Annotated in this window: 24 protein-coding genes; 8 read left to right on the forward strand and 16 right to left on the reverse strand. The window is 40.7% G+C overall.

The genetic code is table 11. The features are described from left to right. Window positions 1-50: 50 nt before the first annotated feature. Together MTN97_RS13335 and MTN97_RS13340 are read right to left on the reverse strand one after the other, a co-directional pair. Window positions 51-1,898, reverse strand: coding sequence for an ABC transporter ATP-binding protein (locus MTN97_RS13335; RefSeq protein ID WP_036982874.1), 1,848 nt, complete (start codon window positions 1,896-1,898; stop codon window positions 51-53). 110 nt (window positions 1,899-2,008) lie between these two features. Then, on the reverse strand, window positions 2,009-2,209 hold the full coding sequence (locus tag MTN97_RS13340; protein ID WP_312842963.1) for a phosphate-starvation-inducible PsiE family protein: 201 nt from the start codon (window positions 2,207-2,209) through the stop codon (window positions 2,009-2,011). A gap of 335 nt (window positions 2,210-2,544) precedes the next feature. Between MTN97_RS13340 and MTN97_RS13345 the strand changes: the two genes are divergently transcribed. Beyond that, window positions 2,545-3,939, forward strand: a complete 1,395-nt coding sequence (locus MTN97_RS13345; RefSeq protein ID WP_248474600.1) for a M28 family peptidase — start codon at window positions 2,545-2,547, stop codon at window positions 3,937-3,939. A gap of 119 nt (window positions 3,940-4,058) precedes the next feature. Next, the gene (locus MTN97_RS13350) at window positions 4,059-4,505 is read left to right on the forward strand and encodes a DUF4826 family protein (RefSeq protein WP_008110031.1); all 447 of its coding nucleotides are present in this window, start codon (window positions 4,059-4,061) and stop codon (window positions 4,503-4,505) included. Window positions 4,506-4,602: 97 nt separating this feature from the next. Here MTN97_RS13350 and MTN97_RS13355 read toward each other — a convergent pair whose 3' ends face one another. Genes MTN97_RS13355 through MTN97_RS13370 form a run of 4 tightly spaced genes read right to left on the reverse strand, consistent with a single transcriptional unit; the run spans window position 4,603 to window position 7,523 of the window. Continuing rightward, on the reverse strand, window positions 4,603-5,070 hold the full coding sequence (locus MTN97_RS13355) for a glycine zipper 2TM domain-containing protein (RefSeq protein ID WP_024602570.1): 468 nt from the start codon (window positions 5,068-5,070) through the stop codon (window positions 4,603-4,605). A gap of 16 nt (window positions 5,071-5,086) precedes the next feature. Continuing rightward, the gene (gene lpoB / locus MTN97_RS13360) at window positions 5,087-5,704 is read right to left on the reverse strand and encodes a penicillin-binding protein activator LpoB (protein WP_051894383.1); all 618 of its coding nucleotides are present in this window, start codon (window positions 5,702-5,704) and stop codon (window positions 5,087-5,089) included. A gap of 11 nt (window positions 5,705-5,715) precedes the next feature. Then, on the reverse strand, window positions 5,716-6,141 hold the full coding sequence (locus tag MTN97_RS13365) for a YcfL family protein (RefSeq protein ID WP_248474601.1): 426 nt from the start codon (window positions 6,139-6,141) through the stop codon (window positions 5,716-5,718). Window positions 6,142-6,149: 8 nt separating this feature from the next. Further along, window positions 6,150-7,523: an adenine DNA methylase gene (locus MTN97_RS13370; protein ID WP_248474602.1), complete on the reverse strand. Its 1,374-nt coding sequence runs from the start codon at window positions 7,521-7,523 to the stop codon at window positions 6,150-6,152. Between the two features lie 216 nt (window positions 7,524-7,739). Here MTN97_RS13370 and MTN97_RS13375 point away from each other — a divergent pair, with 216 nt between their 5' ends. Beyond that, window positions 7,740-8,615: a DMT family transporter gene (locus MTN97_RS13375; protein WP_069439379.1), complete on the forward strand. Its 876-nt coding sequence runs from the start codon at window positions 7,740-7,742 to the stop codon at window positions 8,613-8,615. Here MTN97_RS13375 and MTN97_RS13380 read toward each other — a convergent pair. The 7 genes from MTN97_RS13380 to MTN97_RS13410 all read right to left on the reverse strand — a co-directional run bounded on the left by MTN97_RS13380 (window position 8,602) and on the right by MTN97_RS13410 (window position 15,254). Further along, on the reverse strand, window positions 8,602-9,297 hold the full coding sequence (locus MTN97_RS13380) for a M15 family metallopeptidase (protein WP_248474603.1): 696 nt from the start codon (window positions 9,295-9,297) through the stop codon (window positions 8,602-8,604). The two genes, MTN97_RS13375 and MTN97_RS13380, sit on opposite strands and share 14 nt — an antisense overlap. After that, window positions 9,297-10,427 carry a succinyl-diaminopimelate desuccinylase gene (gene dapE / locus MTN97_RS13385; RefSeq protein ID WP_033102505.1) on the reverse strand — a complete coding sequence of 377 codons (1,131 nt, stop codon included), beginning with the start codon at window positions 10,425-10,427 and terminating at the stop codon, window positions 9,297-9,299. The genes MTN97_RS13380 and dapE overlap by 1 nt, the downstream gene beginning before the upstream one ends. Beyond that, window positions 10,427-10,771, reverse strand: a complete 345-nt coding sequence (locus tag MTN97_RS13390; protein ID WP_069439382.1) for an ArsC family reductase — start codon at window positions 10,769-10,771, stop codon at window positions 10,427-10,429. The genes dapE and MTN97_RS13390 overlap by 1 nt, the downstream gene beginning before the upstream one ends. Before the next feature lie 4 nt (window positions 10,772-10,775). Further along, window positions 10,776-11,273 carry a PTS glucose transporter subunit IIA gene (locus MTN97_RS13395; RefSeq protein ID WP_036982864.1) on the reverse strand — a complete coding sequence of 166 codons (498 nt, stop codon included), beginning with the start codon at window positions 11,271-11,273 and terminating at the stop codon, window positions 10,776-10,778. A 3-nt stretch (window positions 11,274-11,276) separates the two neighbouring features. Then, the gene (locus MTN97_RS13400) at window positions 11,277-11,663 is read right to left on the reverse strand and encodes an ACT domain-containing protein (protein WP_029609972.1); all 387 of its coding nucleotides are present in this window, start codon (window positions 11,661-11,663) and stop codon (window positions 11,277-11,279) included. Window positions 11,664-11,884: 221 nt separating this feature from the next. Continuing rightward, window positions 11,885-14,038 (reverse strand): phosphate acetyltransferase, encoded by a 2,154-nt coding sequence (gene pta / locus MTN97_RS13405; protein WP_248474604.1) that lies wholly within the window; start codon window positions 14,036-14,038, stop codon window positions 11,885-11,887. Between the two features lies 1 nt (window position 14,039). Next, the gene (locus tag MTN97_RS13410) at window positions 14,040-15,254 is read right to left on the reverse strand and encodes an acetate kinase (RefSeq protein ID WP_076920976.1); all 1,215 of its coding nucleotides are present in this window, start codon (window positions 15,252-15,254) and stop codon (window positions 14,040-14,042) included. A 253-nt stretch (window positions 15,255-15,507) separates the two neighbouring features. Between MTN97_RS13410 and yfbV the strand changes: the two genes are divergently transcribed. Beyond that, complete coding sequence (gene yfbV, locus MTN97_RS13415) at window positions 15,508-15,954, forward strand: terminus macrodomain insulation protein YfbV (protein WP_036956398.1); 447 nt, start codon at window positions 15,508-15,510, stop codon at window positions 15,952-15,954. Here yfbV and rlmA read toward each other — a convergent pair. The 3 genes from rlmA to xthA are packed head-to-tail and all read right to left on the reverse strand — an operon-like array spanning window position 15,938 to window position 18,197. Then, window positions 15,938-16,741 carry a 23S rRNA (guanine(745)-N(1))-methyltransferase gene (gene rlmA / locus MTN97_RS13420; protein WP_036982858.1) on the reverse strand — a complete coding sequence of 268 codons (804 nt, stop codon included), beginning with the start codon at window positions 16,739-16,741 and terminating at the stop codon, window positions 15,938-15,940. The two genes, yfbV and rlmA, sit on opposite strands and share 17 nt — an antisense overlap. After that, window positions 16,738-17,385 carry an energy-coupling factor ABC transporter permease gene (locus MTN97_RS13425; RefSeq protein ID WP_013464794.1) on the reverse strand — a complete coding sequence of 216 codons (648 nt, stop codon included), beginning with the start codon at window positions 17,383-17,385 and terminating at the stop codon, window positions 16,738-16,740. Before MTN97_RS13425 ends, rlmA begins: the two co-directional genes overlap by 4 nt. Window positions 17,386-17,390: 5 nt before the next feature. Next, window positions 17,391-18,197, reverse strand: coding sequence for an exodeoxyribonuclease III (xthA, locus tag MTN97_RS13430; protein WP_013464795.1), 807 nt, complete (start codon window positions 18,195-18,197; stop codon window positions 17,391-17,393). Between the two features lie 231 nt (window positions 18,198-18,428). Here xthA and MTN97_RS13435 point away from each other — a divergent pair, with 231 nt between their 5' ends. The 4 genes from MTN97_RS13435 to rluB all read left to right on the forward strand — a co-directional run bounded on the left by MTN97_RS13435 (window position 18,429) and on the right by rluB (window position 21,171). Beyond that, entirely contained in the window at window positions 18,429-18,860 is a 432-nt protein-coding gene (locus tag MTN97_RS13435) for an exonuclease III (protein WP_248474605.1), read from the forward strand. 180 nt (window positions 18,861-19,040) lie between these two features. Continuing rightward, a complete protein-coding gene (locus tag MTN97_RS13440; RefSeq protein WP_076920981.1) occupies window positions 19,041-19,559 on the forward strand; it encodes an EF-hand domain-containing protein in 519 nt (172 codons plus the stop codon). A gap of 155 nt (window positions 19,560-19,714) precedes the next feature. Then, entirely contained in the window at window positions 19,715-20,305 is a 591-nt protein-coding gene (scpB, locus tag MTN97_RS13445; protein WP_013464798.1) for an SMC-Scp complex subunit ScpB, read from the forward strand. Then, on the forward strand, window positions 20,302-21,171 hold the full coding sequence (rluB, locus tag MTN97_RS13450) for a 23S rRNA pseudouridine(2605) synthase RluB (protein WP_036982855.1): 870 nt from the start codon (window positions 20,302-20,304) through the stop codon (window positions 21,169-21,171). The genes scpB and rluB overlap by 4 nt, the downstream gene beginning before the upstream one ends. The last annotated feature ends 121 nt before the right edge of the window (window positions 21,172-21,292 follow it).

Consider the following 21,292-nt stretch of genomic DNA (forward strand, 5'->3'; position numbering starts at 1 on the left):
ATTTTAGTAAACAAGAGCGGGCTATAATAGCCCGCCCTCAATTAGTTTAATTACTCAACGCCAATAAAGCCGCCGGTTTGATGTGCCCAAAGAGCAGCGTAAATGCCGCCTTGGGCAATTAATTCATCGTGACTGCCTTGCTCTACAACGCCGCCTTCATCAAGCACGATGAGTCTGTCCATTTGTGCAATGGTCGATAATCGATGGGCAATGGCGATTACTGTTTTACCTGTCATTAAATCATCTAAGCTTGCTTGAATAGCCGCTTCGACTTCTGAGTCTAAAGCGCTGGTGGCTTCATCAAGTATGAGGATTGGCGCGTTTTTAAGTAGTACGCGTGCAATAGCAATACGTTGGCGCTGACCGCCTGACAGGGTGACCCCTCGTTCGCCAACTTGCGCATCAAAGCCTTTGTTGCCTTTGCTGTCTTCTAAATCGGTTATAAAATCAAGGGCTTTGGCTTGCTTAGTCGCATCGAGCATTTCGGCTTCTGTGGCATCGGGTCTGCCGTATAAAATGTTATCTTTTACTGAGCGATGTAGTAGGGATGTATCTTGGGTAACCATAGCAATATAGCGGCGAAGGCTTTCTTGGCTTACATCCGTAATATTTTGGCCATCAATACTAATGCTGCCTTTGTCGGTGTCGTAAAAGCGCAGCAACAAGTTAACTAATGTGGATTTACCCGCGCCAGAGCGACCCACTAAGCCGATTTTTTCACCGGGTTTAATGTTTAAGTTTAATCCGTTTATTACGGGGCCACGGTTATTTTCATTCGCGGCTTTACCGTAGTTAAAATGTACATTATTAAAGTCGATTGCCCCTTGGGTGACCTTTAACGTTTCGGCTTCTGGTTTGTCATCAACCGCAATAGGATTAGAAAGGGTGCGCATGCCATCAGCCACGGTGCCAATGTTTTCAAACAAGCTGCTAATTTCCCACATGATCCATTGGGCCATGCCATTGAGCCTTAATGATAAACTCAATGCCACGGCAATCGCTCCTGCACTAATGGCGCTTAACGACCATAAATACAAAGACACAGCTGCTACCGAAAACACTAACAAATAGTTTAAGCTTTGAATAACCACGTTTAAGCTGGTGACCAAGCGCATTTGTTTATAAACAGGCTGTAAAAATACATCCATACTTTGTTTAGCGTATTGTTCTTCGCGTTGAGTGTAAGAAAACAGCTTAATGGTTGAAATATTTGTGTAGCTGTCGACGATACGGCCGGTCATTTCTGAGCGTGCATCAGCTTGTGAACTTGCAATACTTTTTAATCGGGGTACAAAGTAAATTTGCACGCAAATATACAATGCTAACCACACTAATAATGGCAACATTAAACGCCAGTCTGAGGCGGCCACTAAAAACACCATTGAGCCAAAGTAAACAGCAATGTACATCAGTACATCAAGTAACTTAGTGACTGACTCACGTACTGCTAATGAGGTTTGTAATACTTTTGTAGCGATACGCCCAGCAAATTCGTTTTGATAAAAGCTGACACTTTGACGCAGTAGATAACGGTGTGCCAACCAACGAATCGACATAGGGTAATTCCCCAATAGCGCTTGGTGTAAAATAGCTGATCTAAAAAACACCACTACAGGCATGACGACTAAAAGCATTAACCCCATTTTTATTAACGCGGATTGTTGCTGCGAAAACAGCTCTTCAGGTGTGTACTCGCCAAGCCAGTCAACCAGTTGGCCCATATAACTAAATAAAGACACCTCTAAAATAGCGAGTAATGCGGCACTGAGCGACATAAGCACTAACGACAGTTCCATGCCTTTAGTGTAGTGACGACAAAATGCAAAAAGGGTTTTAGGAGGCTGAGATGGAGAACGCTCTGGGAACGGTTTAGTCATCCGTTCAAATAGTCGATACATATTAACTGCTTAATTAAATATTTATAAAGATGTCCCATTATACCATTGTAAAACACAAAGGCGCAGTGGGAATGAGGTGTGCGTCGGTTAACTTAAGTTGAGTTAACCGTTTAAAGCTTAGTGTGGCCGGTTTTATTTTTTACCAGCCAATACGATATATCCAGTGCTAAAGTAACTAACGCCAGGCCAACAATTTGCTCTGAGGTCACTAATTTTAAATCGAGGACAATAATTTTACACGCCACAGCCATCAATGCGGTAGCAATAACCAGTTCAACGGGCAGCGAGCTAGAGCCCAAATATAACCGGATTTTAGTAAATCAGGGGATCAACATGATCATCTGGTAATTTTTCGTGTTTCTTCATGTTATTTCAGCACCTTATTGATTAAATTAGCCTTTATAAAATGATAGCTGATTAATTTTGTTTAGCACTATATACGGTCAAAACAGTATAAGTGATTATTTTTATTAAAATAGTGTGCTTGAAAAGAGGACTTGTTTGGTGAGGGTTAAATTGTAAGTAAAATTCAAGGTGTTAATAATCTGTAATTAAGCGTGTGATTTTTAGTGTCTATCTCAAAAGGTTTGCGGTTATTGGTTTCTGCTGTCATGTTGGTAGCATTTATTATGAGGATAACAATGCGATGTCTTATTTAGGTTTAAAGTTAGTTAATCGACTTATAAAGTATTGTGTGTTGGCATCATTATGCTCTGTAACGCTTACAAGCTTTGCTGGCGAGTCTATACAACAAGCATCATTGCATAAAATTGCACAAGAGATTTCGGCGCAGCGTATTGAGAGTGATATTCAAACGCTGGTGAGTTTTGGTACGCGACATACGCTATCAGAGACTAAGTCTGATACACGTGGTATTGGCGCTGCAAGGCGTTGGATTAAAAAAGAATTTGAAGCGATTTCGGCACAATGTGGTGGCTGCTTAGAAATAATAGAGGTAAAACAAACCATTTCGGGAGAAAAGCGCATTCCTAACCCTGTAGAAGTGGTTAACATAATTGCGATTCAGCGCGGCAGTACTGAGCCTAATCGTATGGTGATGATGTCGGGTGATATAGACTCTCGCGTTAGTGATGTAATGGATTTTACCAGCGATGCGCCAGGTGCAAACGATAACGCTTCAGGGATTGCCGGTGTTATTGAGGCAGCGCGTGTTTTATCGAAATATACATTTAATGGCTCGGTTGTTTACGCGGCTCTCTCAGGTGAAGAACAAGGTTTATTTGGCGGTAAAATTTTAACCGCTTATGCGCAAAAAAATAATTGGCAGGTTCATGGTGTTTTAAATAACGACATGATTGGTAATATTACCGGTATTAATGGCGTAACCGATAACACCACTGCACGCATTTTTTCAGAAGGGACACGAGTGGTTGAAACCAAAGAGCAAGCGCGTACTCGTCGTTTTACAGGTGGCGAAGTTGACTCAGCGAGTCGTAATTTAGCGCGTTACATAGACACCATTGCCGATAAGTACATTGAAAATTTAGACACTATGCTGGTATACAGACTCGACCGATTTGCTCGAGGAGGGCATCATCGCCCATTTAATGATGCGGGCTTTGCAGCTGTACGTATAATGGAAACTAACGAGCATTACGACCGTCAACATCAAGACCTACGCACCGAAAATGGCATAGTGTACGGTGATACCATCGATGGGGTTGATTTTGATTACGCCGCAAAACTCACGTCATTGAATGCGGTGAGCCTAGCGTCAATGGCATGGGCACCAGCGCCACCGAAAGAAGTGAAAATTAGTGGTGCCGTACGCGCCAGTACCACACTTTCTTGGCAACCATCGGAAGATAAAAATATTGCCGGTTACAAAATTTACTGGCGCTATACGAGTGAGCCACAATGGCAATACAGCCAATGGGTTGATAAGGTAAGCGAGTTTACGCTTAAAAATGTGGTTATTGATAACTACTATTTTGGCGTTGCTAGCGTGAATAAACAGGGTGTTGAATCGCCAGTGGTGTTCCCCGGTGATGTGGGGTCGTTTGATCACAACATAAAATAATCGGTTTGCTTAAAAACCCAGCAAACAGCTGCGAATAAGGTGTTAAGCACGCTATTTATGCTTGCGCCTTATTTGTTATGCCCTTAAAGTGTAAACAAAGAAGTAAAAAGGTTATTAAAATGCAGCAACAAGAACAAAAACCATTAACACCAGAGCAGCAAGCTGAACTTCAGCAACAAGAAATTCAATGGCAGCGCGAATGCTTTCAAAATGCGCAAAAGCATTTAGCTGAAAAAGGCATTATGCCCAAAACATTGCTTGAAAAAGAAAGTCGCTTTTTAGCGCCTTTATGTGCGCTTTGGAAATTTAAAGCGCAAAACGGTAAAAGCTATTGGGTGATCACCGGTCGTTTACCAACTGATCATGCTGAAGCGTCTGCAGCAAAAGATGCACGCGATGCAATGCGTTATTTTTCACTGCAGTGGCAGTTAAAGGCCGATCAAATTATTACCGCGGGTGCGCGAGATAAAACCCAAGCTGATTTTGCAAATTTACTGATTAACCGTGCACATGGTTTATATGAAATGCATGAAAACGAGCAGCTTTGGGCAAAAGAACCCGCTTAATAAATAAAAGTGAATACATTTAAAAAACCTAACTTAGCGAACTAAGTTAGGTTTTTTGTTGGAACTTTAATAATTAAGCTCGAAATATAAATAGACTCTAATAAGCGCTATCTACGCGGACTGTGTTATTAGTTAAATAAATAAGACGCACATTATCACCTTGGTGAAAACGCATAGCGGGATCGTTGTCTTGTACCACCATAAATTGTTCACCACTTTCTACTTGTATTAGCAGTTCAACTAATTGGAGGTTTTCATAGCGTTGTGTCTGTTGCTGATTATGCGCAACATTACCACCAATCACTGATCCTAAAATCGTCGCTACTGTGCGACCGCTGCCACCACCAAACTGGTTACCAATAACACCACCTAATAGGGCACCCCCAAAGGTTTTCCAACCGTTACTTTTATCGTGAACCAATTGTTGCTCTGTAATGTTGCGCACCGACTTCACTTTACCAAATAGTACTTGCTGCACAGGAACGGCTTTATTGCGTTCATACTTGGCAAAAGTGGGGGCGCTAAATATTAATAAAGTGCATAAAAATAAGCTAAGTGTTTTCATGGTTCGCTCCTGTTAGTTACCAACCAAAGGTAGATTTTTCACGGGTTTTACGAATTTCAGTTTCGTCAGCCCATTCAACAAGGCCACTTTGCATATCCATTAAGCGCATTGTAAATTTGTAGTACACATCGGCTTTATCAGCATTGGATTTAACAATGCTCGATAGGTTACCGTACAGCATATATTGCGCACCAATTTGTTTACCAAAGGCCACCGCAGTGCTTGGATTGATCAGTGCATCTTCATTTTGAAATGTAAGTTGTTCACGAACCGCTTCTACACGGGTCATATCAACAAATCTAAATTTTCCACTGCGAAGTAATTGAGTCGAAATTGAGTCGGTAATTGACTCAGTGTCTATGTGTTCACTGGTTTTGTTTTTAATACGCTCAACAAATACCACAGGGCGTGTATTGGCAGTCATAGTACCAACCACTGGCGAACTGAGCAGTGAGTCGGTCATTTGCGAGGCTACTTTTTGTAGGTCGGTAGAGCCAAAGTTTATATCTGTGGTTTCTACGGCTTGGGCATCACCATAACTAACGACTGCTTTATTAGCACAGCCGGTTAGTGTGAGTGCGGCTAGGCCTAAAATTGCATAGCCAGAGAGTGATTTGAATTGTTTATTGATCATCATGGTTTCCTTTAATCTTTAAATTTTTGAGCTTCAGTAGACACTTCTCTTACAGCTAAAGAGAAAGTAACGGCATTAGGGCTAGGCGCGAGTCCTGCAAGCTGAGTTTTAGCAAAGCCAAATAATGTGAGGGCTTGCCACGGCGAGTGGTTGCCTTTAATTACAAAGCCATCTTTATCAAACCAGTTAAATTGATACTGTAAATATTGTGACTTTTTATAGGTACTCGCCAAGGTGACTACCACGTCGGTTAAGTTATTTGTTTGGCGGGTTTTTACATCACTAATTAATAGCTTTTTTGCTAACTGTGGATTGTTAACATTGAGCTGCTCTTTGTAGGCGTTGGTAGTTTGTTCAACTCCAATGCCTGAGGTTACAGGTCGGCTGCTACATGCACTAAGTATAAACAACGCAATAATGGGGAGTATGTATTTCATGATGGCTCCTAAAGTTGCACTACATGGGAGTTAAAATAGTTATTAACAGAGGTTAGGTAGATTAACGTTAACCTTTGCTTACTAACGGTAAAATTTATTGGCGGTTGTGAGCCAACATTTAAGGTATGTTCGCCTGCAGCCACTGCACTGCGGGCAAGACTAATTTGATTGGGTAAGGTAAGCCAGCTGCGAGTATCGGCTTGCTCAGATGCAAGATTATATAAGTTTGCTAAAATATTCCCCACATCACCGCCACTGCGGGCAAGCTCAGCGCGCAGCTTTTCTTTCGCCACTAAGCGAAATATTTGTCTCGATACGCGCCCAGCAACTTGCTGCTCTAACGTTTTAGCGGCCAGTGCTTCTAAGTGTACTAACGAGCTTAGTGATAATACATGGTCATTAATTTTGACGTTGTTAACGGTGCTTTCATAAGCATTATTTATATAAATGGGCATGGCGAGACTATAAAAGCGGGCGTCTCCTTGTGAAGTATAAATGGGTAATCGTAATTTAAATTCGTGTTGTTTTGGTATCAGGCCTTGTTCGAATAATATAACCACTTCACCTTGGTTTTTTTCTAAGCTGTTAACTTCACCAAACTGGCGTTTAAATTGGTTATAGTCATCAGCAAAACCTTGTTGCTTAGCAAGACGCAGTACATCGTGTTGTAAATACGGATTGTTAGGTTGTATTTCGAGCGCTTTTTTATAGTCTATGTAGGCATCATCTCCTTGCTTTGCCGTTTCATATAGCAAGCCTGATAAATAAAACGTGTACGCATTTTGAAAGCCATTTTTAGCCGAGCGAATTAAGTTATCCATATTGGGGTAGTGTTGCTGTGCTTGGGCAGCGGCATTATCAAATTCGCTTTGATTATTTAGTAGTTCATCAACTTGTACTTTATTAGCACGGCGTATTTCAACTAAGGCGCTTTCAATATCATGTTTATAAACATAATTGAGCGCTTTGTAGCTATGCAACATACTCATTTCGTAGGCGGGCGGTGTATAACCAATAGCTGAGTCGTTGGTTAACAGCGCATTACTTTGCTCAAGCCCAGCACTTATTTGTATTTTTGCAGCTTGGCGCTTAGATTGCATTTGTTGATAGACATTTTCAAAATGAATTTGTGCGTTATTGGGGTTATTGGCTAAATCCGCGATGCGGCCTTGCTCTAATTGGCTCAGTAAATAATTACTGTGTGTTTTGCTGTTTTTGCTGTTTTTGCTTATTAAGGAGCGTGCACTCTCAATATTATTATTCGTAATGGCTTGTCTAATAGGGGTGGTATTAGTGGCGTAATCATTAAAGAGATCGTCAAAGCCAATGGTGCTACAACCACTTACAATAAAGCAAAGACTAAAAGTTAAAATGTGACGCACACGCACTCCTTCTTATTTATTCTGTAAGGTTAACATACTGCCAATAAATACAAGTGTGAAAGATTGTAAAAAAGCGTAGTGTATAAACATAGAACAAAAACCCTTAACAAAAACTTTATCATTTAAAAAATAACCATGTTAACGTTTACAACATTGGGCGTTAATTTAATCGGTATATAAATACGGTACATATTTATCAATACGTTAGGAATTAATTTGAAAGCAACACTGTTTACCATTATCGCGTTAGTTGCTTTTGCTGCAAACTCATTATTGTGTCGGTTAGCGTTGGCGCAAGGCTACATTGATGCGTGGAATTTTACCGTTATTAGGTTAATGAGTGGGGCAGTGTGTTTGACCATTATTATGCTGCTCTACACTAGGCAGTTAAATAAAAAAGCGCAGTTAAGTAATCCTATTATTAACGATACTGGCAGTTGGCGAAGCAGTGCTAGCTTATTGATATATGCGCTGTGTTTTTCTGTTGCTTATATCGAGCTTGATACCGGTATGGGGGCGCTTATTTTATTCTCGGCGGTGCAATTTACAATGATTGGCTGGGGCATATATAAACAAGAGCGTTTAAGTGCTATGCAATGGCTTGCATTTATAGTGGCGTTTGCGGCATTTGTTTACTTAATGCTGCCCTCACAGACAGCACCACCGCTGATGGCTGCATTATTAATGAGTATAAGTGGCATTGCGTGGGGAATTTACAGTATTCGTGGCAAGGCGTGTATGTCGCCGCTAAGAGCCACTACCTTTAATTTTATACGTAGTTTATTAGTGCTACCTATTTTAATTGTGGTGGGAATGAGCCAGCTTAAAAATATACGTATCGAAGGAGCGTTACTTGCAATAGCCTCAGGTGCCATCGCATCTGGCGTAGGGTACAGTATTTGGTATGTGGCTATGCCACTATTAAAGAGCACGCATGCAGCCATAGTGCAGTTATGCGTACCCGTTTTGGCGGCTATTGCAGGGGCTGTATTTTTATCTGAAACATTAACTGTACAATTTATGCTCCCCAGCAGTATCATTTTACTAGCGGTATTGGTTTTTACTTTAAATAAAAAGACTAAAACTGCTTAGCTGGTGGACTTACATTGATCACAAAGCGTTCATACAATGCAGGTAAGTGGGTTAAAATAGCGTCTTTACCTAATAAATCACTGTGTTTAATGCAGTCGTGCAACACTTCTGGCGTAAGGTGACCAATAAGCTGTGCTGATTGCGCTATGTGGCTAATATGCCAAAGCTCAGGAGCTACCCCGCCCAAGTCGTACTGGTAAGGTCGATAAAACCCAAATTCTGCTAGATGAGTGTCTAGCCATTGGCTTAATTTAGCAAAAGGCCCACCTTGCTGATATTCATTAGGGCTCAATTGCAAAACATAATCGTCACTTACTGCGCCTTTATCGTAAATATCTAAATCAGTCCCTAAATGATGGCGACTCGCCCCCGGTAGCGCAGAATAAAGCATAATGGCAATGCATTTATCAATATCACTGAGCGAATTAATATCAACGTGTTGCTGGGCTTTGTTTAATACCGGCCGCTTAGCGGAAAATTTAGCGTTCCAAATAGCTGATTGACGGTTAAAATCCCGAAAACTTGATGCAATACATAAGTCAAAGCCTGCTGATGCAGCCGCTGTTTGCAGTGCAATAAAGTCATTTACAATATCGGCATGCAAAGAGTGATTTTGTATGGCAACTAAATGTGCATCACTTTGGCCAGTGATGCATTGTATGAGTTCTTTATTTGCAGTCATTAAGTTAACAGGTGCTCTAATATTTGTTCGTAAATATCGGCCAGCGCGATTAGGTCGTCGGTGCTAACACACTCGTCCACTTTATGAATAGTGGCATTACGTGGCCCTAATTCAATAACTTTAGCACCCGTTTGTGCGATAAAACGACCATCTGAGGTGCCACCTGTTGTTTCTAAGTTAGTGGTTAACCCCGTTACCGATTTAATGGCGGCTACGGTGGCATCAACCAATGGGCCGTGATCGGTTAAAAACGGCAAGCCATTCACAATCCAATTGAGTTCATAATTTAAATTGTGTTTTTGTAAAATGGAATTTACTTTTTGTTGGAGTTGTTGATGAGTAACTTCGGTACTAAATCTAAAATTAAATTGTACCTCTAGTTCCCCAGGGATCACATTGCCTGCGCCCGTACCGCCATTAATATTAGAGATTTGAAAGCTGGTGGCTGGAAAAAAATCATTACCCATATCCCACACAGTTTGGCTTAACTCGGTTAAAGCTGGCGTGGCTAAATGAATTGGGTTTTGTGCTAAATGTGGATAGGCCACATGACCTTGCACGCCTTTTATAGTTAAAAATCCCGTGAGTGAACCACGGCGGCCATTTTTAACCACATCACCGAGTACATCGCGAGAAGAGGGTTCACCTACAAGGCACATGTCTATTTTTTCACCGCGCTCCTCTAAAGTATCAATCACGCGGGTAGTGCCGTTAATAAACGGGCCTTCTTCATCTGAGGTAATTAAAAACGAAATGGAACCTTTGTGATCTGGATGCTTAGTCACAAAGCGTTCGGTTGCCACAATCATCGCTGCTAATGAGCCTTTCATGTCGGCAGCGCCACGGCCATGCAATAAGCCGTCTTCAATTAGGCCTGCAAAAGGCGGGTGCTGCCAGTTTTTTTCAGGCCCAGTGGGCACCACATCAGTATGACCGGCAAAACAAAAATGGGGCGATTGGGTCCCTTTGCGTGCCCATGTGTTTAGGGTATCGGTAAAAAATAGCGATTCAATATCAAAGCCAATGGCGCTTAGACGTTCATTCATCATATGTTGGCACCCGGCATCTTCAGGTGTAACCGACTCTCGCTGAATTAAGGCTTGGGCTAGGGTAATTACTGGATGGGTCATTATTTAAAAATCTCATCGTATTGTGCTGCTTTAAAGCCTAAGTGATATTGCCCGTTATTAACAAGAACAGGACGTTTGATCATCGCCGGTTGTTCAACGAGTAAATTTATAGCGGTTTGTTTAGTCAAGCTTTGTTTTTGCTCATCAGTAAGCGCTCTGTACGTTGTGCCACGTTTATTAACCAATTGTTCCCAATCAATATGTTCTGCAAAGTCGCTTACCATGTCGTTATTAACGCCGTCTTTGCGGTAGTCATGGAAAGTGAATGCGATGTCGTTATCGCTTAGGTATTTTTTTGCTTTTTTAATTGTATCGCAGTTGCTAATGCCATAGAGAGTGATCATAAATCTACTTCTTTTTAATAATAGTTAATAAGGTATCTACACCGGCATTAACTTGCGGGTGAGAATAATGAAAAGTGCCTAAATTATGGCCGTTGAGAATTATAAGGCTGGCTAAAATAGGCGAGTCGAGCTCACGTAAATCAAAATAAGCAAGGCGTTGGCCTTTGGTTATTTTGCTGCCGTTAAGCTGAGCAATATGAGTATGCGTAAGTGTTTGTGAATCGGGAACAGCTAGGTTTATTAATACTTTTAAGCCGTTATTGGCTTTTAAAATAAATTCACAACCGGCACTTTTTACCTGCAGTAAGGTGCCATTGAAGGGCGCTAATACTTTATGACTCGATAAACTAACAACAATACCTGGGCCGAGTGTGCCAAAACGAAAAAAGGGTTGTGGATGCTCTTCCATTGGCATTACTTTACCACTGAATGGGCTCGTGATTTGTATCGCGTTTCGGGGTATTTTATTTTTAGTTAAATAGCTAACGTCTTCAGATTTCATTATTTATTGAGTTACCACGTTGTAGCCATCGGCTTTAAGGGCTGTAATTGCTTTGGTGACCGTTTGTTTTTTTACTAAAATATAGTCGGTATCGTAGGTCGATATCGAAAAAATGGACACGCCAGCTCTGGCTAATACGCCTGACAGGTTTGCCATAATGCCAGTTAACGAAAACCCTAAAGGGCCTATTACCTCCAGTGCTTGCCAATTAGATTCAGTGTCTTGGCTATCAATAATAAAGTCGACAGGGCAAACAACTGACAGTTCATCATGCGTTTTTGAGATAAAAAATAACGGTTGCTTTAACAGCGCAGGCGGTATGTCAGCATCAAGGGCTAAACTATGAATAGATAACACGGTGCTGTGTAATTGTAATGTTTGTTTTGACATTAAACGTATCGCCAGCAGCAAAATAATAGCTTTATAGTATAGAGTATTGAAGCTAAATTAAAGGCTCAAGTTTAGGCCGTGCTATATTTTTATTAGCTAAAAAATAATTGTCCACAATTTCTGTGGATAAGCTTGGGGGTTGTGAGGTATAAATAGCCTAACCAGTTGATTGTTAAATAAAAAATGGCTAGGCTATAAAAAAGGCATGTTAATTACAGGCCTTAATTAAGCGCTTCTACTTGCGCCGCCTGAATGGCTGTTAAAGCAATGGTATACACAATATCGTCAACTAATGCGCCACGGCTTAAGTCGTTAACAGGTTTGCGCATGCCTTGTAACATAGGACCAATACTGGTCAAATCAGCACTTCGTTGCACTGCTTTGTAGGTGGTATTACCCGTATTTAAATCAGGGAAAATAAACACGGTTGCTTTACCGGCAACCGGGCTATCTGGCGCTTTTTTAATAGCTACACTTTCCATAATGGCCGCATCGTATTGCAATGGCCCATCGATAATGAGATCAGGACGCTTTTGTTGGGCAATTTTTGTTGCTTCGCGGACTTTTTCTACATCAGCGCCACTGCCCGAATTACCCGTGCTGTAACTTATCATTGCTACACGAGGTTCTATGCCAAATGCGGCAGCAGAATCGGCAGATTGAATTGCAATGTCGGCTAGTTGTTCAGCATTAGGATCAGGATTAATAGCACAGTCACCATAAACAAGCACTTGATCAGGCAAAAGCATAAAAAATACCGACGAGACTAATGATGAACCTGGTGCGGTTTTAATCAACTGTAAAGGCGGGCGAATGGTATTAGCCGTGGTATTGACTGCCCCTGAAACCAGCCCATCTACTTTTCCTTGCTCTAGCATCATGGTGCCCAGTACCACGTTATCTTGCAGTTGTTCCTTTGCAATAACGTCAGTTAAGCCTTTGTTTTTACGAATTTCGACCATAGGTGCTACGTAGTCATTAATAATACTAGTTGGCTCTATTACAGTCACATGCTCGTTCAGTTCAATCCCTTGTTGCTCCGCGATTCGAAATATTTCATCGCGATCGCCAAGTAAAATTGTTTTAGCAATGCCGCGCTGGCCACAAATAGCAGCGGCTTTAATGGTTCTAGGCTCGTTACCCTCAGGCAGTACAATCGTTTTATCCGCTTTACGTGCTTTATCGGTTAATAAATACCTAAAGGCCGGCGGGGATAACTTGCGGGTTTTTCCCACACTTTTTGCTAATGTGTCCAGCCAATCAGAATCGATATGTGCAGCGTTATGATCTTTTACTTTTTCAATGCGTTGTTCATCGTCGCTAGGCACTTCTAGGTTAAAGTTATGCAGCAATAAAGAAGTGCGCCAGGTATCGCCCTCGGTTGCCAAAATTGGTAGGCCAGTTTGCATAGCTTGTGCACATAGCGCCATAATACGCGGCTCAGGCTCAAAACCACCGGTAAGTAAAATTGCACCTAGTTTTGTGCCATTCATGGCCGATAAGCAAGCTGCAACGAGTATATCTGAGCGATCGCCAGGGGTAACCAATAACGCACCTGGCGTAAAATAGTTTAAAATATTGGATACCGTGCGGGCACAAAATGTAATTCGTCTGAGTCGGCGGTGTACCATATCGCCTTCGTTGATAATAGTGGCTTTTAAATAGGCACTTAAATCTTTAACACGTGGGGCAACCAGTTCAAAATCCCACGGAATAGCGCCGAGTAACATAAACGGGTTTTTTCTAAAAATAGGTAAAGAAGCTAAGCGGTTTAATTCGTTATCAAGCGCTTCTGGCTTATAGGTATCGACTAAATCGGCGCGAGCACGACCTTCCTCATCAAGGGGGGCGTTTACTTTATTAAAAATACAGCCAAGCACGCGAGGGTGGTCAATGCCACCATAGTTACCAGCGGCTATTTCTAGGCGGTCTTCAATTTGAGTAATGTTGTAATTGCCAGGGGTAAGTACAAAAACGATATCCGCCCCTAAAGTTTGTGCGATTTCGCGATTTACTCTCCCCGCATATGGTTGGCGACGGGTAGGCACCATGCCTTCAATAATAGCCACTTCATCATCGTTAATTTTACTTTGAAAACGCTCTACAATTTCTTCTAGCAGGTCATCGCCTTTGCCATCGCCAATCATTTGCTCGGCGTAATCCAGCGCAAATGACGTAGGTGGATCAATAGGTGAGCCTTGGGTAACAATTTGTGTTGACTTTTCTGGGCCTGTTTCACCCGCGCGTGGTTGAGCTATAGGTTTAAAAAAATTAACTTTAACAGTTTTCTGTTCCAGCGCCCTTACCAAACCCACCGATACTGAGGTTAAACCAACCCCAGTTGAAACGGGGATCAACATAATACGACGAGCCATATTATAACTCCTTGGTGATGTTTGCGGCATCAAGTGCGATCACCCATTCTTCGTTAGTGGGCATAACAACCGCTTTGCTACGTGAATCAGCTGTACTAATTAACCCAGCTTGGCCAAAACGTGCATCAAGGTTTGCTTGTGGGTCTAAATTAATACCTAAAAAGGCCAATTGTTTAAGTACTTTATCACGGATAATATCGGAATTTTCGCCAATACCGCCGGTAAAAATAACTGCGTCTAGCTGTTGCAGCGGGACCATGTAAGCGGCTATTTGTTTTGCGAGGCGGTAACAAAACATATTAAGTGCCAGCATAGCTTGCTGGTTGCCTGCAATAGCGGCTTCTTCTATGGTACGACAATCGTTAGACAACTCGCTTATGCCTAATAAACCACTTTTTTGATTGAGTAAGTCATCAATTTGCTGAGCAGTGTAATCGAGTTGCGTGGTTAAAAAGTTAAATAGGCCCGGATCAATGTCGCCACAGCGCGTACCCATAATAAGCCCTTCAAGCGGGGTTAACCCCATACTGGTATCAACACTTTTGCCATTTTTAATCGCACACACTGAGCAGCCGTTGCCTAAGTGGGCGCTAATAAAGTTACTGTTTTCAATGGGAAGTGCCAACAACTTCGCAGTTTGTCCTGCCACATAAAAATGGCTGGTGCCATGAAAACCATAGCGCCTAACACCAAAGTCTTTATAAAGCTGATAAGGAAGGGCATAAAGATAAGCGACTTCATCCATCGTTTGATGAAATGCCGTGTCGAACACGGCTACTTGCGGTAAATTTTTAAATGATGCTTGCGCTGATGAAATACCCAGTAAGTTAGCGTGGCCATGCAAAGGTGCTAGCGTGGCTGCTTGCGTGATACCTGCAGTAACGCGTTCGTCAATTAATACTGATTGGGTAAAATGCTCACCGCCATGCACAACACGATGACCAACAGCAACTAGTTGCTCATCAAGATTGTGATCTTTTATTAAATCAACCAGCGTATCAATCACATGCGCGTGTGCCTGATTAGCAGCAAGTTTAATGGTGGTCTTTTCTCCCTTAAATTTATATTTTATTGAGGGAGCATCTGCACCTAGGCGCTCAGCTAAACCTGAAATAATGTCTTTTCCTGTGTTTGCATCAATAATTGCAAACTTTAAACTTGAGCTTCCACAATTAAGTACCAAAACATGGTTTGGTTTTTTTGGGAGAGTTGGCATAGAATCATTTTCCATTTAAATATTAATCAGTACACTTGGTTGATATATAAGCATTGTAGGCTTAAATGGGTCTAGACTAAAGTGTAGTTGACTTTATTAAAAGGGCTTTGTGGAATTCTTTCTATAATTTATGCTTTTTGTGAGTTTTACTAATGAAATTAAGCATTTTTACCGATAAAGTGAGAGTTGTGTTACACTTTTATAAGCAAGATGCTTTTACAAGTGTTAAATGCCGTGATTGTGAGGATTTATAATGCAAAAAAGTGTGATATCACAAGTTCAATTAGGGCGCGCTTATGCTAAAACATGGCCTATGCGTAAAGAGGTCGCGCCATTATTTGCCGAGTTTAAAGTGATCAGAGCAACCGAGCTTGCGATTACAGTAATGCCTATTTTAGCCATGCTAACTTTGTTTTTTCAGCTTAATTATTTAGGCCCTGATTTTTTACCTCAAGCTATTGCCAGTAGTCTATTTTTTATCTCCTTGCCGTTACAAGGACTTTTATGGCTAGGTAAACGTGCGCAAACAGAATTAGAACCCGCTATGCTGCAATGGTACAACGAGTTGTTTGCAAAAATGGTCGCCAACGGTTACGACGCACAAATGGGGAAAAACAAGCCCCGCTATTTGGAGCTTGCTGAATTGTTAAAAGACATGTTTGATAAAATGGATAAAACCTTTACTAAAGAGCAGTTTTAACAAACTGGCTAATATAAAATGACAAGGTAACCTTATGATGCTGTTTTTGTTCAAGTGCCTGCCAATGCTCGGGTCTGAACTTCCATGCAAAGGGTGTCATCATTATTAAATTTCTTACGTCGCTAAATGTGAGTGACACTTGCTCTGTAATGAGCTGTTGCGATGATTGGTTAAAGCCTGTTGGCGTAGCAACTTCAGTATGTTCATTTACCGTATTATAGATATATTTTTTCAACTCTTTGAGGTGCATAGGCCCAGGGCTTGCCACCACTAAACAGCCATCCTCTTTAACAAGGCGAGAAAGTTCATCGTCGAACAAAGGGGCAAACACGCTAATTAACACATCAGCAAGGTGATCATTAAAGGGCGCGTGGCTTATTGATGCCACGCTAAATTGACATTGTTTGTATCGTTTTGCTGCGTATTTTACCGCCGACTTAGATATATCAACACCATACACAGTAGCTTGCGTGTTATTTGCTATAGCATGGGTGTAAAACCCCTCGCCACACCCTAAATCAATCACTATATTTGCATTGAGCGGTTTGACTAAATTAGCTAAGGCCGTCTGTAAAAATGCATAATGGCCTTGCTCTAAAAATGAACGCCTTGCTTGTACCATTTCTAAAGAGTCACCGGGCTGTTTAGAGTTTTTATTTTGCACGGGGAGTAAGTTTACATAGCCTTCTTTGGCAAAATCAAAGCTGTGGTTATTATCACAGCGTAATGTTTTTTCATTAAGTGCCAATGGAAGTTTGCAAATAGGGCAATGGTAATGAAGACTCATGAGCCTAAATAGTCCTTATCAAAAAAAGTTTTTACCCAGTGCGGGCGATAGGTGATCATAACAGTTATTGCCATACCGTTTAGCATTGCTTCAGGAAACGCTAAAATAGGACTGAGATAAATGTAGTTTTCTGTTAGCTGATGCCAATTATATTCGCCAATTGCGTAATAAAAAACACCCCCGAGTATAATGTTAACGCAAGCAACGACACCAGCCGTTAAAAAGCTACAAACAAATATATAGATAAAAAAGTGCCGCGCTAAGTAGTGGTAACAAAGCATAAATACAAAGTAGCTTAATAATACTGGAATAAACGCACTTATTAGTAATTTTACCGCAATCAGCTCGAATGCTATTTGTCCAAAAGCAGTTAGCAGGGCTGTTGCTAATACACAACTTAAAATAGCCAGACGCCAGCCTAAAATCAGCGTAACAGCAGTAATGCCAAGTATATGAAGATCAAGACCAGGTAAAATACCGGCTTTTATACGCCATAGTAAAGCGAGCACCAGCGCGCAGGCAAACACACCGGTTTGCCTTGCTGGCGTATTAAATAAATTGGCGTATGTTGATTTATTAACACTTAAAAAGCCAATAACAATAACACCAATCCACAGTAATGCCTGTAATTGCACGCTTAGCATAATCGTTAATTAAACTCAGACCAAATAGGGGCATGATCTGAAGGCTTGTCGATAGCACGTAATTCGTAATCTATACCGGTGTCGATACAGCGAGCTGCTAAGTCATGCGTTGCCAGAACCACATCAATCCTTAGTCCACGATTATCAACAAAACCCTTAGAGCGGTAGTCAAACCACGAGTATTGATCGTTAGTTTCTGGGTTTTGCTCCCTAAAGGTGTCTTTAAAGCCCCAGTTTAATAACGTTGCTAGCCATTCACGCTCAACGGGTTGAAATGAACATTTTCCGGTTTTTAACCAGCGTTTTGCGTTTACCTCACCAATACCAATATCTAAATCGGTTGGAGAGATATTAATATCGCCCATTACAATTACATCTTGATCAGGCGTGTAATGACTATTTAGGTGAGTCATTAAGTCTTGATAAAATTGACGTTTATAAGGGAATTTAGTTTCGTGATTGATGTTATCGCCTTGCGGGAAGTAGCCATTCATAACATGTAGGTCACGGCCATTTTCTTGCTCTACGGTAACGCTGATCATTCGCTTTTGCGACTCATCTGTGTCGGTGGAAAAGCCTTTTAATACCGACTTAGGCTCTTTTTTGCATAACATTGCCACACCGTAATGCGCTTTTTGTCCATGAAAATAAACGTGATAACCCATTTTTTGTACATCGTCTAGCGGAAATGCTTCATCGTGCACTTTGATCTCTTGAAGACCAATAATATCTGGCTGGTGTTTATCAATAATAGCTTGTAACTGATGTAGGCGAGCACGCAGACCATTGATATTAAAAGAAATCACTTTCATAAAGTTTACCTTCAAATTTATTTTCATTGTTGGCTAAATTGTATCAGTATTTGGAGCGACATAACATGACTGAAACGAGAAAATAGCTGCACAAATGTTGATCAATTTTTGCTTAATGTTTAAACATTGTAAATGCAATATTAAACAATAAAATATTCAATTTATATGTTAAAACTTGTCTATATAATGCGCAAAAATCGTATGTTTAACTCGTTCAAATAGGACCTCCTAATGAAAACTCAATTACTTTTAGCCGCCTCTCTTTTTGTTTCTGTAACTGCTACTGCGCAAAGCAATACGTATTACAGCCAAGACAACAAATTAGAGTCTAACTTATGTGTAGTAAGCGCCAATGAGGGGTTTTCGGCTGCTCGTAAAATGGCAGCAAAGCACGGTGTATATTTATCACGTTATTCAAAAAGTATCCTATGTAACGGTCAAGACATCCATGACATTGCAAAAAAAGAAGAAGCAACGCAATCAGTTGTGTCTAAAGTAGAAGTATTTGCAAAAGATTCACACCAAGAAACACAGTTATGTATTACTGCAGTAAAGCAAGGCCTACAACCAGTACGTAAGCAAATTGGTAACTTAAATTCATTAAAGTGTAATGGCCAAAGCGTTACTGATTTTGTTAAGCGTTACCAAAACGCTGCAATCTAAATTACCGTTTTAGATATAAATAGCTCGGTTCTTACCGAGCTTTTTTTTGCAAAAATTACATTATTGAATATCGCAATAGAAGTTTTTTTTGGTTAATTGTTTGATTTTAGTAATTTATTTTTTTTTGGCATCGTATTTGTATTACTAGATTTGAAATTTATTAATACAAGGATACGTCTGATGAAAAAATTAACGATAGTTTCTACTGTTTTAGCCGCATTGAGTTTAGCAGCTTGTTCTTCTAATCAAGGTTTAGAAAAAATCGACAGTGATTTTGCAAGCTTAGATAACGATAGCGATGGCTTTATTTCTAAAATAGAAGCCGACGATGATAGTATTTGGCAGCACTTTTCGAATATAGATACTAATATGGATAATCAAATTAGCCGTAATGAATATGACGCTTATATGCAGCTAAATGCTGGGAAAGTTGCTACAGATAGTGAAGTGAGTGAGTCTGCATTTAAGGCTGATATTGCGAAGTTTGATAAAATAGAAAATGACTTTAAAAGCTTAGATAATGATAGCAACGGTTTTATTTCAGTTTCTGAAGCTGACGATGATGATATTTCAAATCATTTTGGTTACATGGACAGCAATAAAGATAAACGAGTAAGTAAAAAAGAGTTTAATAGCTATATCCAAAAGCATGGTGATTCTGTTGCAGAGGACGATGCACTTGAGCAATTTAAAAAATAGCTAAATTACATTATTAGATACACTTGATACCAAGCCAGTGTTTTTCACTGGCTTTTTTATACCTATAAAATGTTATTTTATTAATATGTTTTCCTAGTTTGCCGTTGTTCTGTCATAATAGATGGCTGTGTGTGTTTATTAACTTTAGAGTGATTATGGTTGGTCGGCGAATTAGTGATGAACAATTAATTGAAATCATTGAAGCGGCGATTTTTGTGGCAGGCAAGCCCGTATCAAAACGTCATCTTAAGGACACGGTTTTAAACGACTTAGCAATTTCTATGGCGCGCATTAATGATGCTGTAGAGGCCATTCAAGTTCACTATCAGACGCGTGGAATACGTTTAGTTGAGGTAGGCAGTGGCTATCGTTTTCAAGCGTGCAGTAGTTTAAGCCCATGGTTGAGTAATTTATGGCAAGAACGTGCCCCTAAATACTCGAGAGCTTTACTCGAAACCCTGTCGTTAATTGCATACAAGCAACCCATAACCCGTGGTGAAATTGAGCAAGTGCGGGGTGTAGCAACAGGCTCAAATATTATTAAAACTCTGCTTGAAAGAGAGTGGATTAAAGTAGTTGGGCATAAAGAAGTACCCGGTAAACCGGCACTTTATGCAACGACTAAACAATTTTTAGATTATTTTTCGATAACGGGACTTCATGATTTACCCGCATTGCCAGAGCAACAGCAAAGTAAAATTACCCAGTTATTAAGTGATCCTTCTGTGAGAGAACCATCCGAATGAGTATACAAGGTGAAAAGTTACAAAAAGTCCTAGCCCGTGCAGGTGTAGGCTCACGCCGTGAAATGGAAAAATACATTGATGCAAATCGTGTGAGTGTAAATGGTAAAGTAGCTAAGTTAGGCGACAGGGTTGAAGAAACCGATTTAATTCGTGTTGACGGCCATACCGTTAAAATAGAAGAAAAAGCAGACAGAATTTGTCGTGTAATTATGTATAACAAACCAGAGGGTGAGTTAAGTACGCGTAAAGACCCTGAAGGCCGTAGAACCGTTTTTGACCGCTTACCTCGTATTGATGGCGATCGCTGGATAGCAGTAGGCCGATTAGACGTTAATACCTCAGGTCTAATGCTGTTTACTAATGACGGTGAATTGGCAAACCGCTTAATGCACCCAAGCTATGAAGTTGAACGCGAATATTCAGCACGTGTATTTGGTGAAGTCACTAACGAAACAATAAAAAACTTACTGCGTGGCGTAGAACTTGAAGATGGCCCCGCAAAGTTCACTGGTATCAAGCCTATGGGCGGTGAAGGTATTAATCGTTGGTATAATGTAACGCTTAACGAAGGTCGTAACCGTGAAGTGCGTCGTTTATGGCAATCACAAGATGTGGAAGTATCACGTCTTATTCGTATTCGTTACGGTAAATTAGAGCTTGATAAGCGTGTACCGCAAGGTGGCTGGATTGAGTATGATTTAGATACGGTTAACTATTTACGTAAAACAGTAAAGCTTGGCAAAGAAACACAAACTAAGCTGTCGGTTATTCCTGAAAAGCGTAAAGACAAGCGCGCTAAAATAAACCAAATTCGCAAGGCGGTTAAAAAGCACAATCAACGTGTAAAACCGACTAAACGTAAGTAAATACGCTACTAGCTACTAATAAAATAATAAAGCCGCTTTTTATAGTAATGCGGATCGTTTAAGTTAATTGAACGATCTTTCAGAGGCTTCATAATAGGCTACAACAAAAGTTGTGGCCTAT

Source organism: Pseudoalteromonas sp. 2CM36K, from assembly GCF_023161865.1.
GTDB classification, from domain to species: domain Bacteria; phylum Pseudomonadota; class Gammaproteobacteria; order Enterobacterales; family Alteromonadaceae; genus Pseudoalteromonas; species Pseudoalteromonas tetraodonis.

What these genes read in the sequence shown, in the direction of transcription:
- MTN97_RS13335 (WP_036982874.1), bottom strand. Translation starts at nt 1,898, where the DNA reads ATGTATCGACTATTTGAACGGATGACTAAACCGTTCCCAGAGCGTTCT.
- dapE (WP_033102505.1), bottom strand. Translation starts at nt 10,427, where the DNA reads ATGACCCATCCAGTAATTACCCTAGCCCAAGCCTTAATTCAGCGAGAG.
- MTN97_RS13380 (WP_248474603.1), bottom strand. Translation starts at nt 9,297, where the DNA reads ATGACTGCAAATAAAGAACTCATACAATGCATCACTGGCCAAAGTGAT.
- MTN97_RS13435 (WP_248474605.1), top strand. Translation starts at nt 18,429, where the DNA reads ATGAAAACTCAATTACTTTTAGCCGCCTCTCTTTTTGTTTCTGTAACT.
- MTN97_RS13350 (WP_008110031.1), top strand. Translation starts at nt 4,059, where the DNA reads ATGCAGCAACAAGAACAAAAACCATTAACACCAGAGCAGCAAGCTGAA.
- MTN97_RS13355 (WP_024602570.1), bottom strand. Translation starts at nt 5,070, where the DNA reads ATGAAAACACTTAGCTTATTTTTATGCACTTTATTAATATTTAGCGCC.
- pta (WP_248474604.1), bottom strand. Translation starts at nt 14,038, where the DNA reads ATGGCTCGTCGTATTATGTTGATCCCCGTTTCAACTGGGGTTGGTTTA.
- MTN97_RS13400 (WP_029609972.1), bottom strand. Translation starts at nt 11,663, where the DNA reads ATGTCAAAACAAACATTACAATTACACAGCACCGTGTTATCTATTCAT.
- MTN97_RS13390 (WP_069439382.1), bottom strand. Translation starts at nt 10,771, where the DNA reads ATGATCACTCTCTATGGCATTAGCAACTGCGATACAATTAAAAAAGCA.
- lpoB (WP_051894383.1), bottom strand. Translation starts at nt 5,704, where the DNA reads ATGATCAATAAACAATTCAAATCACTCTCTGGCTATGCAATTTTAGGC.
- yfbV (WP_036956398.1), top strand. Translation starts at nt 15,508, where the DNA reads ATGCAAAAAAGTGTGATATCACAAGTTCAATTAGGGCGCGCTTATGCT.
- rlmA (WP_036982858.1), bottom strand. Translation starts at nt 16,741, where the DNA reads ATGAGTCTTCATTACCATTGCCCTATTTGCAAACTTCCATTGGCACTT.
- MTN97_RS13425 (WP_013464794.1), bottom strand. Translation starts at nt 17,385, where the DNA reads ATGCTAAGCGTGCAATTACAGGCATTACTGTGGATTGGTGTTATTGTT.
- xthA (WP_013464795.1), bottom strand. Translation starts at nt 18,197, where the DNA reads ATGAAAGTGATTTCTTTTAATATCAATGGTCTGCGTGCTCGCCTACAT.
- MTN97_RS13440 (WP_076920981.1), top strand. Translation starts at nt 19,041, where the DNA reads ATGAAAAAATTAACGATAGTTTCTACTGTTTTAGCCGCATTGAGTTTA.
- MTN97_RS13345 (WP_248474600.1), top strand. Translation starts at nt 2,545, where the DNA reads ATGTCTTATTTAGGTTTAAAGTTAGTTAATCGACTTATAAAGTATTGT.
- rluB (WP_036982855.1), top strand. Translation starts at nt 20,302, where the DNA reads ATGAGTATACAAGGTGAAAAGTTACAAAAAGTCCTAGCCCGTGCAGGT.
- MTN97_RS13395 (WP_036982864.1), bottom strand. Translation starts at nt 11,273, where the DNA reads ATGAAATCTGAAGACGTTAGCTATTTAACTAAAAATAAAATACCCCGA.
- MTN97_RS13410 (WP_076920976.1), bottom strand. Translation starts at nt 15,254, where the DNA reads ATGCCAACTCTCCCAAAAAAACCAAACCATGTTTTGGTACTTAATTGT.
- MTN97_RS13365 (WP_248474601.1), bottom strand. Translation starts at nt 6,141, where the DNA reads ATGAAATACATACTCCCCATTATTGCGTTGTTTATACTTAGTGCATGT.
- scpB (WP_013464798.1), top strand. Translation starts at nt 19,715, where the DNA reads ATGGTTGGTCGGCGAATTAGTGATGAACAATTAATTGAAATCATTGAA.